Here is a 17,411-nt window from a genome sequence, read left to right as displayed (position 1 = left end):
GATGGCCTCACCCGCTTCATTCGCCTCCAGGTAGGCCACTCACCCCGCGAACCCCCAGCTCAACGACCCGCGAACCGAACACGCAATAGCCCTGCCGGCCGGAGGCGGATCGTCATCACCGGCACCGAGCATGGAGTAGCCGACGACACCACCACAGGCCACCAACACCACCATCACGACCGCACCAATACCCAGCCCAAGCCAAAGCCCCTTGTTCGGAGACTTCGCTGGCGGCGTGCCGTACGGTGCCGCAGGCGGCGGTGGCGGGGCACCAAACTGCGGCGACGGATACCCCGACGGGCCGGCGACCGGAGATCCCGGTGCAATCGGCTGACCCGCCATAGGACCAGGCGGCGTGCCCCAAGCGGCATTCGGATCCGGCTGCCCTCCATACGGAGGGTGGCTGTCACTCATCTGAGACCCTTGTCAGGAAAGAAGCTCACTGGCAGATAACAAAGCAGGTGATGGTCAGCACAAGCTGACGGCATCCCCATCACGACGGATTCCGAAAGGACCATCCGTAGGTGACGGAGGGACGATACGAGGACGCTCGTACAAGCCGCAAGGAACACGCCACCGATTCGGCCAACTCCGGCAATATTCTGGAAATATACCGGCGCAGCTGTTGTCCGATCTTCCCTCAGGGCTAGGCTCGCCACGCATCGAGGTGAGCGCCGATGAATGCATTTTCATTCATGGGCGACGATTCGGATGAGAGGACTTCGCCTTGCGCAGTAAGTTGGGCAGAAAATCGCGGGCCGGACTGGTCGCTGGGGCACTTGCCGCTGGGATGGCTGCGGCCGTCGTGCCGGCAAGCCCGGCGGCAGCCGCCCTTTCTTGCGGTCTGACCGTGGAGGTCAGGGCAATGGACTGGACCGCATCGTCAGGGTGGGCCTACTATCGGAACTGTAGCAATTACCCCAGAACGGTGCGCACGGTGAACAGCGGCGGAACCCACTCGACCTGCAAGACGGCTGGGCCTAACCTGACCATCAAGTGGGACTGGATCTGCATTTTGACCGTCGGGGAGCCCAAGCGAATCGAGACCTGCTGAGTTCAGTGAATGGCGCGGGACTCCGATACGAAGGGCTCCTACCACGGACCGCTTCGCCCGGAGCGCGCCAGCTATGAGGTTGAGTCGGCCTGAGGCGCGGTGCCTGGATTGCTCCGGGTCCGTTTCCCCAGGCCGCTCGCCGAACCGTACGTGCGAGTTGGCAACCGCGTTGGACGACCCGATCACGCCGATGTCTCGGTGAGGCCCAGAATTTCGGCGAGCCGATCGTGGTGCCGGTGCGTGTCGGACGTCGTCAGCCGCCAGTTGTGATGGGCCTCCGCGATTGCGTTCGACGCGATCTTTGCTGCGCGATCAAGGTCAGACTGGTCGCCGAACGAGCCGTCCCAGGCCGGGTAGAGATCGGTCGCCGGTAGGTCGGCGACGATGCGCTCGAAACAATTTCCGAGGACCGCAGCCGGCTCGACCGGCCAGGCCGTGATGGAGATGTGGAGCGACCAGTCGTCGGCGCTTCGGGCCTGGTGAGGTCGGCCGGCCGGCATGTAGCAGGTGTCACCTGGGGCGAGGGCGAGGCGAGGCGCCGGTTCGACGCCTGCACGGCGCTGCCCTCGTCGCGGTAGCACACGGCATGATGGTCCGCCGTGCTGCTGCGACTGGCCTACCCGGGTGTGATGACCGCGTTCGCCATGCGGTGCCTGCTGGCGGTGAGCGACCGGGACAAAGACGTGGGATTCCTGGCGTTGCGCCATCAGACCACGGTTCTGCAGCGGCGACCGGGCACGCAGAGGCCGCGGTCTCAGCCGAGCGATGGGGCGTTCCTGGCGGCGGTCGCCGCACCCGGTAAATGGGGGCGGTTTCCGGGGGGAGGTTCAAAACCTCACAGAAGAAGATCGAAGCCCTGACCAGGGTTCCCGCTGGTCAGGGCGGAGCGGCCCGCCCGGCCGGGGGCGGACCGCTCCTCTCTGGAGGTTGCTCAGTGCCGAGTGCCGAGGGCGAGCGGGAAGGTGCCTTCGCCGACGCCGGTGAGCGTTTGGGTGTATTGCCTCCGATAGGTGTTGAGGAACGGCGAGCGGTCGCCCTGGGTCGGCACGTCGAGCTGTGGGTCCTGCAGCGCCAGACTCAGCCGCGCTCCGGTGACCTGGATCGTGTTGCCGCTCGGGGTGCCGCGCCAGCCGCTGGCGCCGATCGTCCCGACCTGGACCCCGAGCTGGTGGCCCTCCTCGAAGGTCCAGTCGGTGGACTTCAGGTCGAACGCGACCCGGCCCGCCTGCCTGACCAGCGCGACGTTCTCATCGAACATCACGGCGGTGCCATTCGGCGCCACGTCCCACAGCCGCACCATGACATTGCCGGATGCGCTGGCGTCCATCGTGAACCGGGGCGTGGCGGTGATCCGAAGCCGGGAGGTGGTCGGCGTGGACCAATTGAAGTAGCTGTGCGTGTCACCGGCCAACGGCGCCACGGCAAGGCTCCTCATCTCCAGCGACGCGGGATCGGTGTAGTGCTCCATGTCCCACTGCTCGCCATCGGACGCGGTCTGCGCGGCCAGCACCGAGGGGCGACCGTCATCGACGTACTGCCCGTCCGGCAGGGCCGCCACGGTGGACGACGATGGGGTTGGCCAGGTCGACTGCTCACGCCACACGCCGGTGCTGTCCTCGATATCGAAGGCGGGGTCCTGGACCTCCGGCTTGACGATCTTCAGGTAGCGGTCGTAGAAGCGCATGACCTCGCCGAAGAAGTCGGCGCGGCCCTGTAGCAGCTGGCCCTGCGAGTTCCTCTCGTTGCCGCGGACGTGCTCCCACTGCCCCATCCAGCCCCGCTCCACACCGTTGTGGTTGGCGAGGTACTTCTCGACGTCCTCAGGCTTGGTGTTGTTCTCGATGAAACCCTGCGTGATGAACAGCGGCGTGCTCGTGCCCCTTGCCTGCGCGGCGAGGTTCCGGGCGCTCCAGTAGGGCGAGTCAGGGTCGGGGTTGTTGTTGTTCGCGAGGTTGTCGGAGAGACACTCGGGATGGCTCTTCTCGTAGTTCGCGTTGGCCTTGTAGTGGTCGGTGTCGTCGGCCAGCGCCGCCATCGTGGCGATGCCGTTGTAGGCGTTCGGCGTGCCGGTCACGTTGGGCCGAGGAACGCCGTTGCTGAAGAGGTAGGGGTACATGTTCCACAGCGGCTCCTGGGCGACGACGGCCTTCAGCGCGCCGATACGCAGGTTGTTGCCGACCAGGCCGGTCACCGCGTCGTACGACTTGCCGTACATGCCCACCTTGCCCGTCGACCACGGCTGCTTCGCCGCCCACCGGATCGCGGCCTTCACGTCGGCCTGCTCGCCGGGCCCCACCCAGTCGAGGCAGCCGGTGCTTCCGCCGAAGCCGCGCAGGTCGACCATGACATAGCTGTAGCCGCGGGCGAAGAGGTCGGTGCCGCTGGTGAAGTCCTCGAAACGGTTGGACGGGCCGGTTGCGGTCCAGCCTTCCGGTCCCGTCTGGCCGGCGTGGCCGAAGTAGGGGCCGACGGCGAGGATCACCGGTGTCTTGGCGTCGGACGGCAGGTTCGCCGGCCGGAGTACGTCGGCGTGCAACTCGACGTCGCTGCCGTCGGCGGACGGGAAGTATGCCTCGGTCCACACCGCGCCCTCCGGGACGCGGGGGTTCTCCTCGTGAGTGATGCCCTGCTGAGCCGGTGCTGGAGTGGCGGCGGTCGCCGTACCACTCACAGCCAGAGTTGCGATCGTGACTAGCACACCCAAAGCGGCGGCTGTTATCCGCCTGCGTAGGCTCATCTGAACTCCTCAAGCAATAGCAGTGTCCCTGCGAGCATTGACGCTAGCGTGTCGGAGTCCCGCTTGGCAGCCTTCGAAGGCAATGGATTTCCATTCGTGCGGAGTGCTTGGCAGCAACCCACAGGAATGGCGCACAACGGAGTGGAACCACCGCCGACGGCAATGGCTCCACTCCGTTGTCAATGCGCCTCGCACCCCGGCAGCCGCTGACTCCGAGTCGAGGCATCCTGCCACCGCGCGCGCCCTCTCGTACGCGCTGAACTGAACTTCCGGTTCACCCGCGTCACACGATGGAGATCGACCGCACCTGGGTGTTGCCCTTGGTGTCGACGTACACCTTGTAATCGCCGACGGTGTAAGTGCCAGCAGCGTTGTTGTCGATGGTGAACCGGGCCGTCACAGGAGACTCGCCGCCGTCGATATGAGTCTGCTTCACCGTGATGGTCAACTCGTTCGTGTTGCCCTTCAACTTCTTCACCACCGCCGACGGTTTCGCATCGATGACCGCGTTGGCGACTGTCACGTAGACCGCGTCGGGCGAAGAGAACTCCGCGTTCTTCTGCCCATCACCGAACAGGAAGAAGCCTCGTTGTTCGACGGCACCGCGCCCGGGGAACGGATCCGGGTTTGCGGCCAGGTACGTCGGATTGACCGTGTACAGGTCCGTCTTGGAATCCGCGAGGATGGCCTGCACCCCGGTGTACGGGGCATCGGTGATCGCGAGGTTGACCGACAGGTAGATGGCGTCGGGGTTGTTGGCCGAGATGCGCGAGGAGAAGTACTTTTCCGCACTCTGCCCGGCAGGAACGGCCAGCGGCACAACCGAGTCGCCGACGAGAATGTTGAACTGGAAGTCGCCGTAGCCGCCGGCCACGAACTTCGCCCAGGCCGCATCCGACATGTAGTCGGGGCGCTCCACCTTGAACTCCAAGCGCATCGGCGCCACGTACGTGGAGTTCAGGTACTCGGTGTCGGTCAGGGGCAGGTACACCCCTCCCGGGGCGTGCCCCAGTTCGAAGGCCGACGCCGTCGGAGTGGAGTTGCCGCGCCCGATCCACATCGGGATGTTGAACGAGGTGGCGCCGAGCAGGGCCTGGTTGCCCAGCTGGCTCGTGCCGACAGCGGCCGACGCGTCCTGGTAGGTTCCGATCGTGACGTCGAGCAGGTCGAGGTCCGCCCGGTCGGAGTTCAGCCCCGGGATGCTTGCCGACATGAACTTGGCACCGGCGGGCCCGGAGTACCGGGCCATCTCCAGCATGCCATCGGCCATGATCTTGGTCATCTGCACTGCCGAGTCGACCTTCATCCGCTCGTTGGCCGTGTGCCACCAGCGCTCGTTACCCGGGATCACCGCGCCGAAGGCGGTCATCTTGTTGCGGAAGCTGCTGGCCAGGGTGCCCCCGGTCGTACCCTGCGGATAGACCACGTCCCGGAGGGAATATGGATCCGCAAAATCCTCCGAGTTGCGGTTGATCGAGGCTTGGTAGCTCCCGAACTGAAGAGCCGTCAGCGGGTTGTCGTGGGTGACGTACAACCCGGCACCGACGGGCGACCCGAGGTTGCCGATGGTGAACCCCTTCGCCTGGAAGGCGGCAGTGACCGCCGTCGTCGCCTGGCTGGAGTCATCCGCGGTGACGTGCATGCTGCGCACATACATCGGCATGCTGAGGCTGCCGGAGGCGGCCGTGTAAAAGCTCGTCGGGGTCTCCGAATTGATGCCGCCCATGAGGGCAAAGGTCAGGTTCGGCGTGCCGTTGCTCGGGTTGCGCAACAGGCTCGCCGGGATGCCCATGTACTTGCCGATATAGGCTTCGCCTTCGACACCGTCGCGGAAGAACAGGTCGGCGATGCCGTCAGCGGCTTTCTTCAATTGCATGTCGGCGGCCGTGGTTCCCAGTGCGCCGAGTCCCTTGGAGAGGAGGGACATTCCCCAGACGATGGCATTCTTGCCATACTGCGGGGTCGGCATCTCCATCGCCACATCGGTGTTGATCTCCAGCGTGAGCGAGTCGCCGGTGATCGTGGTCTGCACCTTGGGCGTGGTGCGGGGAGCAGCCGGGAGCCAACCCTTCGCGGTCGCGGCAGCGGTGATCGCCGACACGAATCGGTCGCGCTCGGCGGAGCCGGCCCCCGCCACGTCGAGGGTGAAAGTGGCCCGCGAGGCGATCTGCGTGGTGCTGCCGTAGGCGATGTCCTTGAGCGTCGGATCACCTTCACGCAGGGTGACGCCAGCTGTGGCAGCCGTCAGCCGGAAGGCCTTGGCGCTGTCCGCGGACAAGCTCATCGACACCGACGGGGTCACCGATCCGGAGTTGCCGACGATGACCGGGAACCGCGAGTCGGAGGTGTAGGCCGCAATCGGGATCTCCTCCCGATTGAGGTTCTTGTAGGCCCAGTTGTCGTAGAAGCTCGGGTTCGAGTTGTACGGGATGGACTGGAAGGTGGCGGTGTTCGTCGTCGAGGGCGTGCCGGGACCGCCGTCTTCGTAGATTCCCATGACGATGCGGATGCGTCGGTCGAGGGGCAACCCCGCCTCAAGCAGCGCCTTGGCCGCGAGCAGCGTCGCCAGCGTCGGGCCGCTGTCGTCCTGAATGCCCGCCCCGTAGACCCAGCCGTCCTGGACATAGGGCGAGTGGTACGCACCAGGAGTGCCGAGGTTGCCATCGGCGTCCCGCCAGCGCGCCAGTTGGGCTGATGAAACGGACGCCGTCGGGGAGTCGAGGTGGCTCAACGCCATGACCATCTCCGGGGCGTCCGGGTCACCGATCTCCGCGTAGACGTACTTGTCGGGCTGGCGTTGGACGACCACCGGGAAACCCAGGTCGGTGGCCAGCTTGACCACCCAGGCGAGCTTGGCGACCTTGCGGTCGTACTCGTTCTGGTTGGCTTCGGTGTTGCTGACCGGGAAGGGGTACGCCGTCGCGGCCGTGCCGCCTCGGGAGATGGAGTCGTAGCTCGACCCGTCCAGCATCGCCCCGACCAGGCTGAGCGGGTCGTAGGTGCCGTCCCCCGCCCGCGCGCTGTTGACACGTCCGGCCAACGCCTCGACTTCCGCGTGAATCGCGTCGCGCTCGGCGTCGGTCACGGACAGGTCGTAGGTGACACTCGGCTGGAAGCCCTCCTCGCCGAAGCTGGTCGCGAACGCGTTGGGCGTGGGCCCGACGGTCGCCGCGAGGGTCGCGGCGAGCAGGACGGAGAAGATGGTCGTCCGTCTGTCTCTCATAGAAGCTCCAGAACAGGGGGGATGACACGGTGGCGACAGCACACGCCAGCCGTGCCGCCAGCGGCCGAAGGGGCGGGATATCTTGAGGATGATCTGAGAATCGGCCCGTGCCGTCAGCTCGGCCGCAGCCCGAGCCGACGGCGTCGGCGAAGGCCGCCGCCAAGCTGGTCCGGGCGCGAAGGAACAAGGGCTGTCGCTGACGGGCCCGGACGGGCTGCTCAAACAGTTGACCAAGACGGTCCTGGAGACCGCGTTGAACGAGGAGATGACCGAGCGGCTCGGCTACGAAAAACACGACCAGGCCGGCGTCGGGCCGGGCAACATTCGCAAGGGCACCCGGCCGAAGACGGTGCTGACCAACACGACCGGGCCGGTGCAGATCAACGTGCCGCGGGACCGACGATCCCGGCCGTGCTGTTCCGCGGCGACGTCGTCCGGCTCCGGCGGCACAACACGGATCGCGCGCCCAAACCCCCACACGATCGGCGCCGACCCGGCGGGCGGCCGCGCTGCGGTCACGAGACATCCGCTCATAGCCGCAGACCGCGCTACGCTCCGTGCCGAGGTGCAGGGGGGCAAACACTCGGTCGTGGCCGATGTGAGGATGGTCAAGTCCGTTAGAAATTGCGCAGCCATTGACGGAGGCGGTCGATGACGCCGTGCGGCTTGAGCGGCGGAAGGGCCCGCCGCAGCTCATCGTCGGTGGCCGGGCGGGCATTGAGAGCCGCCTGGCGCAGCAGCGTCTTGTCGACCCGCAGCCCGCCCAGCACCTGCACATTCACCTCATCGCGCCGTATCACGTACCCGTGCGTGTCCTCCTGGCGGACGTAGGTGAGGCCGGCGTCCGGCGTGCACTCGATGGTGTCGAAGCAGATGCTGTCGCCGGCCGCGTAGGTCACATACAGGGAGATGGACACGCTCTGTGCCCCGTTGCCGGTCTGGTCGACGGGCGCGTAGAGCATCCCCGGTGGGCTCCCGGTTGCCTGCCCGACGTATCCGGGGACCGCCGCCGTGTAGTACTCCCCGGCCAGCTCCCGGTTGTCACCCAGTTCGTCCGTGGTGGCCAGGTGCAGACTCAGTGCTGCGGCCCGCAGCAGGTCATGGTCGACCGCCGGGGTCCCCACGACCGTCACGTACCGGTGACCGACCGGCACCTGGTAGCCATGCTCGATCTCGTTGTGCCGGTAGACCAGACCACCCGCCTCCACCTTGCAGGAGCCCCACGTCAGACGTGAGTCCTGGGCGGTCGGCTGCCCACACATCTGTTCGCCGAGCATGGCCCGGTCGTACCTGGTGATCGTGATGTACCGGTCGGGCGGAACCGCGTCCGGGTTCTCCGGATGGAAGCTCGCGCCACCCAGTCCGTCGCCGTAGTCACCACCGTCGGTGGGCAGATAGCCGGGGATGGCGACCGCGTAGGTGGTCTCCCTGTGCACGTTGTCGGCAGCCAGTCGCGCCTCGAACTCGTCCGGTGACTCGTGGCGCAGCACCACCACGCCGGCGCTGATCAGCACCACGCTCAGGCCGAGCACGGCGGTGTTGAGCTTCCAGCCAGCCAGGAACAATCCGGCCACCAGGGCGTACGGAACCCCTCCGAGCAGGAACGTCAACAGCAGGTTGTGGCTCACCCCGAGGCCGGCGACGTCGGTGACGGCCCACCCCAGAGCCCACCCGGCGGTTCCCCCACCCACGACGAGCAGCGCCCACAGCAGTCGACGACCGCCGGTCGCACCGAGAACCGACACCTCGCCGGTGATCGTGATCACCACGAACAGGTAGGCCAGGACGGCCAACGCGCCCACGAGGACCATGACGCCGAACAGGCCCGTCCCGCCGGCGAGCAGCGCAACGAGCAGGGCCTGCCATGCCATCGGCAGTGCGACCGCCCCCACCGCCCAAACTGCGCCGAGCTGGAACGCGACAATCGCGGGCTTCGACGTCCTTAATTCGAGCACCCACCAAGGGTGCCCACCCGGGCGAGATTGCGCATCCCGCCGCCTACCCAGTCCCGGCCGAGTACCGGCACTCACCCGTCAGGACTCGTTACCGGGATTGGCGGGGTCCTCGCCGTGACCGGATGGCTGTCACCGCCCGCACCGGGTCGTCTCGAACCAGATCGCCCGCCCGCCGCCGGTCACCAAGGAACAGTTCGTCGTGGCCCAGGCGATCCTCGATGAGCAGTGGCTAATCGAGAGCTTATTGGCGGATTAAATCCACCATAACCGGCACCCGGATACCAGCAGCCGCCGATACTCTTCACCGCGCGGAGGACCGGGGTCCGAAGGACTTCTGCACCGGGCCGCCCAGGCAGTGAACCGCCGAGGGCAACGGCCCCGGCCCTCCGTCCAAATCTTGATCCGGGACACGGCCCGATGCCGGCAGCAGCCAGATTCCCCCACAACAGGCGATGCCCGGCGTTACCGGATCCGCTTCGCGGCGCACGCCATGCGCCTGCCCGCGACACCTGAGCGTATCGGCATGGCAACGAAGCGTGGTGCGCGGATATGGTTGCGATCCCACCCCGACGAGGTCCCGTGCCTCACCTCCCCACCCCCGGAGTTCCGGATGCACCGGTCGCTGTCCAGCCTGACCGAGCGGATCGAACGCGCTCTCAATGAACGGCTCATCCCGGCGCTGTACCGGGACGCCGAACCCGTACAGGTCGAGGCGGCGCACCTGCCCGGTGAGCCGGTGCCGGCAGGCGAGGGGCTGGCGATGGCATACGCGCCCTTCGCCGTGGGTCAGCGGTGGGGGCGCGCCTGGAGCACCACGTGGTTCCGGTTCACCGGAGAGGTGCCGGCGCGGATGCGCGGGGGCCGGGTCGAACTTCTCGTCGATCTCGGCTTCGAGCGGGCCGGACCGGGATTCCGTTCCGAGGGCCTCGCGTACACGGCCGACGGCACGCCGATCAAGGGCATCGAGCCACGGACGGCGTACGTACCGATCGCCCGGCCCGCCGTCGGTGGGGAGCGGGTCGAGGTGTACGTCGAGGCGGCCGCCAATCCCCGGTTCGACGGCAGCGTCTCCCCGCTCGGTGATCCGGAGACGGTGCCCGACTGCCCGCTCTACCGGCTGGACCGGGCGGAACTCGCGGTGCTGGACGAGGAGGTGCACGCCCTCGTTCTGGACGTACAGGTGCTGCACCAGCTGGCGCTGCAACTGGCCGAGACGGACCCCCGGCACCACGAGATCCGCCGGGCCCTTGGACTGATGCTCGACGAACTCGACCTCGCCGATGTCTCTGGCGGGGCTGCCGCCGCTCGCGGCCGCCTGGCCCGGGTCCTTTCCTCCCCCGCCGTGCCGAGCGCCCACCGGGTCACTGCTGTCGGGCATGCGCACATCGACTCGGCCTGGCTCTGGCCGGTACGCGAGACGATCCGTAAGTGTTCCCGGACCTTCTCCAACGTCGTGGCACTCGCCGACGAGTACCCGGAACTGATCTTCGCCTGTTCCTCCGCGCAGCAGTACGCGTGGCTGCGGGAGCACCACCCGAAGGTGTACCGCCGCGTGGCGGAGAAGGTGGCCACCGGACAGTTCCTCCCGGTCGGCGGCATGTGGGTGGAGTCGGACACCAACATGCCGGGCGGCGAGGCGATGGTGCGCCAGTTCACCCAGGGCAAGCGGTTCTTCGCCGCCGAGTTCGGCGTCGAGCCGCGGGAGGTCTGGCTCCCCGACTCGTTCGGCTACTCGGCGGCGCTGCCACAGCTCGCTCGGCTGGCCGGGTTCCGCTGGTTCCTCAGCCAAAAGATGTCCTGGAACCAGACCAACCGTTTCCCGCACCACACCTTCTGGTGGGAAGGCATCGACGGAAGTCGGGTCTTCACCCACTTCCCACCCGCCGAAACGTACAGCTCCGAGCTGTCCGGCAAGGATCTGGCGTACGGGGTGAGCAACTTCGCCGAGCACGGGCGGTCCAGCGTGTCGCTGTTGCCATTCGGCTACGGCGACGGCGGGGGCGGCCCGACCAGGGAGATGCTCGAAACGGCCCGGCGAGTGGCCGACCTCGAAGGCTCGCCCAGGCTCGCCATCCGCACCCCCGCCGAGTTCTTCGCCGAGGCGGAGCGGGAATTTCCGGACGCCCCGGTGTGGAGCGGCGAGATGTACCTCGAATACCACCGGGGCACGTACACCAGCCAGCAGGCGATGAAACGCGGCAACCGGCGCACCGAGCACCTGCTGCGGGAGGCCGAGTTGTGGTCCACCGCCGCGGCGCTGCGGGCCGGCCATCCGTACCCGTACGCCGAACTTGACACCATCTGGCAGGAGACGCTGCTGCTGCAGTTCCACGACATCCTGCCCGGCAGCTCGATCGCCTGGGTGCATCGTGAGGCTCGGCAGACGTACGCGAAGCTGGCGGACCGGCTGGAACGAGCGATCGACGCGGCACTGACCGCCCTGGCCGGCCCCGGATCGGTGCCATTGACCGCGAACGCGGCGCCGCACGAGCGGGACGGCGTACCGGCACTCGGGGTCTCAGCAGGCCGCGACGGCGGTGCTCCGGACGTGTCGGTGCGGTCCGGACCAGACGGAACGGTGCTGGACAACGGCCTGCTCCGGGTACGCCTCGGCCCCGACGGGACGGTCTTCGCGATCCGCGACCTGGTCGCCGACCGCGACGTCCTCCGGCCCGGCACCGCGGCCAACGTCCTGCAACTGCACCCGGACACGCCCAACAAGTTCGACGCGTGGGACATCGAAGACTTCTACCGCAACCGACGCCGCGACCTGACCGAGATCACCAAGATCGTGGTCGAGTCGGACGATCCCCGGCAGGCCCGGGTCCGGGTGACCCGCGACGACCGGAACTCCGCGTACGTCCAGACCGTGTCGCTCTCGGCCGGCGAGCGCGTGCTGCGGTTCACCACCGAGGTGGACTGGCACGAACGAGAGACCCTGCTCAAGGTTGCCTTCCCGATCGACGTCCAGGCCGTGCAGTCCAGCTCGGAAATCCAGTTCGGCCATGTACAGCGACCGACCCACACCAACACATCGTGGGACGCGGCGAGGTTTGAGATCTGCGCGCACCGGTGGCTGCACATCGGGGAGCCCGGGTACGGCGTGGCGCTGGTCAACGACGGCACCTACGGCCACGACGTGACCCGCCAACCACCTGGTGATGTGTTGGGTGCGCAGCCGACCACGGTACGGCTCTCCCTGCTGCGCGGTCCCCGCTACCCCGACCCGAACACCGACCAGGGCGTGCACCAATTCGGGTACGCGCTGGTCTGCGGCGCGGAGATCGTCGACGCGGTACGCGAGGGCTACCGGGCGAACCTGCCGATCCGCCGGCACCGGGGCGCGCGGCCGGTCGCGCCGCTGATCGAGGTGACCAACCCCGCCGTCGTGGTGGAGGCCGTGAAGCTGGCCGACGACCGGTCCGGTGACGTGATCATCCGGCTGTACGAGGCGCTCGGCGGCCGCGCCCGTACCCGTCTCACCGCATCGTTCGATCTCGCCGAGGTGCGGGTCTGTGACCTGCTCGAACGGGACAACGCCGAGATCGCCGCGCTTGCCCCGGTCTCGGTCGACGGCAACGAGGTGGATCTCGCCCTGGGACCGTTCCAGATCGTCACCCTCCGGCTCCGCCCGGCGCAGCGCTGACCTCGCAGGCGGCTACGAAGGGTCGCGTCAGGCGGTGGCGGTCCCGCGAGGCCATGCGGATCCTGGTAGCCCGACGGCGCTGGCTGCGCCTGGCACCGTCACCGTCGGAGCGTTACTCGACGAACCCACCGACCACCTGCAGCCACGCCTGCACGACGAGCTTGAGGCTGCGCTGGGCCACCGACGCCTGCGCGATTGTGCTGGCCAGCCACGACGGCTGACTGCGGGAGCGATGGCAGGGGCGGGAGATCCGGCTCGACCGGCCGGCGCATACGCCCTCCTTTTGACTGGCGTCGCAGAAAGTTCTGCCACCTTGATCGAAACATCTAGACGTATCGATCTAACTTCCGTAGTATGTGCCCACGGCTGAGAGCGCTCTCCCAATGATCCATTCGTACGGACATTGAAGGTGCGCTCGACGACGCGGGCCGGCATCGCGGCAGCCTCGGCTGCAGCGCGGCGGCGCGCGCCTTGCCTGACGGGTTCGGTCAGGAAGGGGCACCCATGAAGCGATATCACCCCACTCGTCGATGGCGGCCAATGGCGGCCGCCCTACTCCTGCTCACCCCGGGGCTTGTCATGGTCGCCGCGGCGACCCCGGCCGCGGCGGCGATCAACCCCGCGGAATTCCAGCAGGTCACGCTGGCCAAGGGCGTAGCCGAGACCGGCGAACCCATGGCGCTGGCGGTGCTGCCGGACCGCTCGGTCCTGCACACCGCGCGCAACGGGACTCTGCGCCGCACCGACGCCGCCGGCAACACGTCGGTGATCGCGAACATCCCCGTCTACACCCACGACGAGGAGGGGCTGCAGGGCATCGCCGTGGACCCCAACTTCGCCGGCAACCGCTACATCTATCTGTACTACGCGCCGCCGCTGAGCACCCCCGCCGGCGACGCGCCCGCCAGCGGTACCGCCACCGACTGGGCCACCTGGACCGGGGTCAACCGTCTGTCCCGGTTCACGCTCAACGCCGACTTCACGGTCAACACGGCCAGCCAGGTCACTGTCCTGGAGGTGCCGACCAGCCGCGGCATGTGCTGCCACGTCGGCGGCGACATCGACTTCGACGCGGCCGGCAACCTGTACCTGTCCACTGGCGACGACTCGAACCCGTTCGAGTCGTCGGGCTACACGCCGATCGACGAGCGCACCAACCGCAACCCCGCCTACGACGCGCAGCGCTCCGCCGGCAACACCAACGACCTGCGCGGCAAGGTCCTGCGGATCAAGGTCAACGCCAACGGGACGTACTCGATCCCAGCCGGCAACCTGTTCGCGCCGGGCACCGCCAACACCCGGCCCGAGATCTACGCCATGGGCTTCCGTAACCCGTTCCGGATGAGCGTCGACAAGGCCACCGGCATCGTCTACCTCGGCGACTACGGGCCGGACGCCGGCACCACCGACCCCAACCGGGGCCCGTCCGGCCAGGTGGAGTTCGACCGGATCACCGGGCCGGGCTTCTACGGCTGGCCGTACTGCACCGGGTCCAACACCACCACCGAGACGTACAACAAATGGGACTTCGCGACCAACTCCACCGGCCCGAAGTTCAACTGCGCCGGCGGCCCCACGAACAGCTCCTTCCGTAACACGGGCCTGACCACGCTGCCCGCGGCCAGGCCCGCCTGGATCCGCTACGCCGGCGACGCCGGCTCACCGCCGGCCTTCGGTGGCGGCTCCGAGTCGCCGATGGGCGGCCCGGTCTACCGGTACGACGCCGCGAACCCGTCGACCACGAAGTTCCCCGCCAGCCTGGACGGGCAGTTCTTCGCCGGCGAGTTCGGCCGTGGCTGGATCAAGCCGATCGTGGTCAACGCGGACGGCTCGCCGGGCACGATCGACAACTTCCCGTGGAACGGCAAGCAGGTCATGGACATGGCGTTCGGCCCGGACGGGTCGCTGTACGTCCTGGACTACGGCACCGGCTACTTCAACGGCGACGCGAACTCGGCGCTGTACCGCTACGACTACGTCGGCACCGGCGGCAACCGCGCGCCGACCGCCGTGGCGAGCGCCAACCGTACCTCGGGTGCTGCGCCGTTGGCCGTGACGTTCTCCTCGACCGGTTCGTCGGACCCGGAGGGTGGGGCGTTGACCTACTCGTGGGCGTTCGGCGACGGCGCCACCGCCACCACCGCCAACCCGTCGCACACGTACACCGCCAACGGCAACTACACGGCCACCCTCACGGTACGCGACCCGCAGGGTGCCACCGGCACGGCCAGCGTGCCGATCAGCGTCGGCAACACCGCCCCCACGGTCACCGTCAACAGCCCCGCGTCCGGGCAACTGGCCGCCTTCGGCGACAGCGTCCCGTGGAGCGTCACGGTCACCGACCCGGAGGATGGCACGATCGACTGCGCCAAGGTGACCATGGCCTACCTGATCGGGCACGACCAGCACGCCCACCAGATCACCTCGCAGACCGGCTGCTCCGGCACGATCACGATCCCGGTGGACGGCGAGCACGACGACGCGGCGAACACTTTCCCGATCTTCGACGCGTCCTACACGGACAAGGGCGGCCTCACCACTCACGCGCAGAACATCCTGGCACCGAAGCACCGGCAGGCCGAGCACTACAAGACCGCCTCGGGCGTCAACAAGTTCACCAAGACCACGGCCGAGGGCGGTATGACCGTCGGCGACATCAACAACGGCGACTGGATCCAGTTCGACCCGTACAAGCTCACCAACGCCACCTCCTTCACCGCCCGGGTCTCCTCGGCCGGGGCAGGCGGCACGCTGCAGTTCCGCACCGGCTCGCCGACCGGCACGATCATCGGCTCGACGGCCGTCACGCCGACCGGGTCGTGGGAGACGTTCGCCACCGTGAGCGGCACCATCAGCGGCGCGCCGACCGGCACCACCTCGCTGTACGTCACCTTCGCCGGCACCGGCACGGGCGCGCTGTTCGACCTGGACAGCTTTACCTTTGCCACCAGCGGCGCGCCGGCGACGAACCTTGCCCTGAACAAACCGGCCACCGCGTCCAGCGTGGAGAACGCCAGCTTCCCGGCCGCCAACGCGGTGGACGCGTCATCGACGACGCGGTGGTCGAGCGCGTTCTCCGACCCGCAGTGGATCCAGGTGGATCTGGGCGCCACCTACACCGTCAACCGGGTCCGCCTGCTGTGGGAGGCGGCGTACGGCTCCGCGTACCAGATCCAGACGTCTGCCGACGGCACCACCTGGACGACGGCCCGCTCGGTGACCGGCGGAAACGGCGGTGAGGACGACCACACGGGCCTGAACGCCTCGGGGCGGTACGTGCGCATCTACGGCACGGCCCGCGGCACCGGCTACGGCTACTCGCTGTTCAGCTTCGAAGTCTACGGTTAAGGGAGATATCGATCATGTTGCGCAGACTGGCCTTCTTCTGCGTCGCCGTGGTCACCGCCGCGCTCGGCCTCACCGCCGTGCCGGCCCACGCGGCGCCGGACTTCACCGTGCTCGTGTTCAGCAAGACCGCCGGATTCCGCCACGACTCCATCCCGACCGGCATCCAGACGATCCGCGACCTGGGCACGGCGAACAACTTCGCCGTCGAGGCCACGGAGGACGCGGCCCAGTTCAACACGGCGAACCTGGCCCGGTTCAAGGCGGTCATCTGGCTGTCCACCACCGGCGACGTGCTCAACGCGGCGCAGCAGACCGCCTTCGAGAACTACATCCGCGCCGGCGGCGGCTACGTCGGCGTGCACGCGGCGTCCGACACGGAGTACGACTGGCCCTGGTACGGCGGCCTCGTCGGGGCCTACTTCGCCAGCCACCCGGCGATCCAGGCCGCGACGGTCCGCATCGCGGACACCACCCACCCGTCAACGGTCGGCCTGCCGGTCGCGTGGAGCCGCACCGACGAGTGGTACAACTACCGCACCAACCCCCGCTCGCAGGTGCACGTCCTCGCCACGCTCGACGAATCCACCTACAGCGGCGGCGCGATGGGCAGCGACCATCCCATCTCGTGGTGCCGGGCATATGACGGCGGCCGGTCGTTCTACACCGGCATGGGCCACACCATCGACAGCTACGGCGAGGCGAACTACCGCACACACCTGCTCGGCGGCGTCCGCTACGCCGCGCAGGGCACCAGCAGCTGCGCGGTCGACACCACGCCCCCGCCGCAGACGGACCTGGCGCTGAACCACCCGGCGACGGCGTCCAGCGTGGAGAACGCCTCGTTTCCCGCCTCGAACGCCGTGGACGCGTCCACCACCACGCGATGGTCGAGCGCTTTCTCGGACCCGCAGTGGATCCGGGTCGACCTCGGCGCCACGCACACCGTCAACCGGGTCCGGCTGGTGTGGGAGGCCGCCTACGGCAAGGACTATCAGATCCAGACCTCGGCCGACGGGAACACCTGGACCACGATTCGGACCGTCACCAACGGCAACGGCGGTGAGGACGACAACACCGGTCTGAACGCCTCGGCGCGGTACCTGCGCATCTATGGCACGGCCCGCGGCACCCAGTGGGGCTACTCGCTGTACACCTTCCAGGTGTACGGCACGTGAGACCGGGCCGGCCCGGGAGCCCCACGGCTCTCGGGCCGGCACCCCGCGCTCGGAGTTCGTCCATGACGATCCGCACCGACGCCGTTGCACAAATTCGATTGCGGACTTGTTGAGCCCGTGGCTGGGCTTGCGGTCAGATCGCACGGGCGAGTTCGGTGAACGTGGCGGCGACCCGCAGAGCGGGCGGGGTGTCGATGGCGAGGTCGTGGTGTCCACGTCGGCGGTTCTGCAACAACGCGCACCTCCCCGACGAGGTCGGAATCCCAGGCCTCG

At 68.0% G+C, this 17,411-nt stretch carries 7 protein-coding genes and 1 pseudogene; 4 read left to right on the top strand and 4 right to left on the bottom strand.

From position 1 onward, the window contains the following. Window positions 1-1,236: 1,236 nt before the first annotated feature. The 3 genes from ACIRG9_RS25210 to ACIRG9_RS25200 all read right to left on the bottom strand — a co-directional run bounded on the left by ACIRG9_RS25210 (window position 1,237) and on the right by ACIRG9_RS25200 (window position 7,014). Window positions 1,237-1,554 carry a hypothetical protein gene (locus ACIRG9_RS25210; RefSeq protein WP_402860598.1) on the bottom strand — a complete coding sequence of 106 codons (318 nt, stop codon included), beginning with the start codon at window positions 1,552-1,554 and terminating at the stop codon, window positions 1,237-1,239. A gap of 431 nt (window positions 1,555-1,985) precedes the next feature. Then, on the bottom strand, window positions 1,986-3,725 hold the full coding sequence (locus ACIRG9_RS25205) for a CocE/NonD family hydrolase (protein ID WP_402860595.1): 1,740 nt from the start codon (window positions 3,723-3,725) through the stop codon (window positions 1,986-1,988). Window positions 3,726-4,074: 349 nt separating this feature from the next. Further along, entirely contained in the window at window positions 4,075-7,014 is a 2,940-nt protein-coding gene (locus ACIRG9_RS25200) for a M20/M25/M40 family metallo-hydrolase (protein WP_402860592.1), read from the bottom strand. 107 nt (window positions 7,015-7,121) lie between these two features. Here ACIRG9_RS25200 and ACIRG9_RS25195 point away from each other — a divergent pair. Next, window positions 7,122-7,414, top strand: a pseudogene (locus ACIRG9_RS25195) (transposase); the annotation flags it as partial. A 217-nt stretch (window positions 7,415-7,631) separates the two neighbouring features. On the opposite strand, the gene ACIRG9_RS25190 reads toward ACIRG9_RS25195, so the two are convergent. Next, window positions 7,632-8,906: a hypothetical protein gene (locus ACIRG9_RS25190; protein WP_402860589.1), complete on the bottom strand. Its 1,275-nt coding sequence runs from the start codon at window positions 8,904-8,906 to the stop codon at window positions 7,632-7,634. Window positions 8,907-9,492: 586 nt separating this feature from the next. On the opposite strand from ACIRG9_RS25190, the gene ACIRG9_RS25185 reads away from it, so the two are divergent. The 3 genes from ACIRG9_RS25185 (at window position 9,493) to ACIRG9_RS25175 (ending at window position 17,138) form a co-directional block, all read left to right on the top strand. Next, entirely contained in the window at window positions 9,493-12,615 is a 3,123-nt protein-coding gene (locus tag ACIRG9_RS25185; RefSeq protein WP_402860586.1) for an alpha-mannosidase, read from the top strand. A gap of 540 nt (window positions 12,616-13,155) precedes the next feature. Next, window positions 13,156-15,963 (top strand): PQQ-dependent sugar dehydrogenase, encoded by a 2,808-nt coding sequence (locus ACIRG9_RS25180; RefSeq protein ID WP_402860583.1) that lies wholly within the window; start codon window positions 13,156-13,158, stop codon window positions 15,961-15,963. Between the two features lie 14 nt (window positions 15,964-15,977). Continuing rightward, a complete protein-coding gene (locus ACIRG9_RS25175; RefSeq protein ID WP_402860580.1) occupies window positions 15,978-17,138 on the top strand; it encodes a ThuA domain-containing protein in 1,161 nt (386 codons plus the stop codon). Window positions 17,139-17,411 lie beyond the last annotated feature (273 nt).

It is taken from the genome of Micromonospora sp. NPDC093277 (genome assembly GCF_044765245.1).
Classification (GTDB): Bacteria; Actinomycetota; Actinomycetes; order Mycobacteriales; family Micromonosporaceae; genus Micromonospora.
This window is presented reverse-complemented; position numbering and strand designations above follow the sequence as displayed.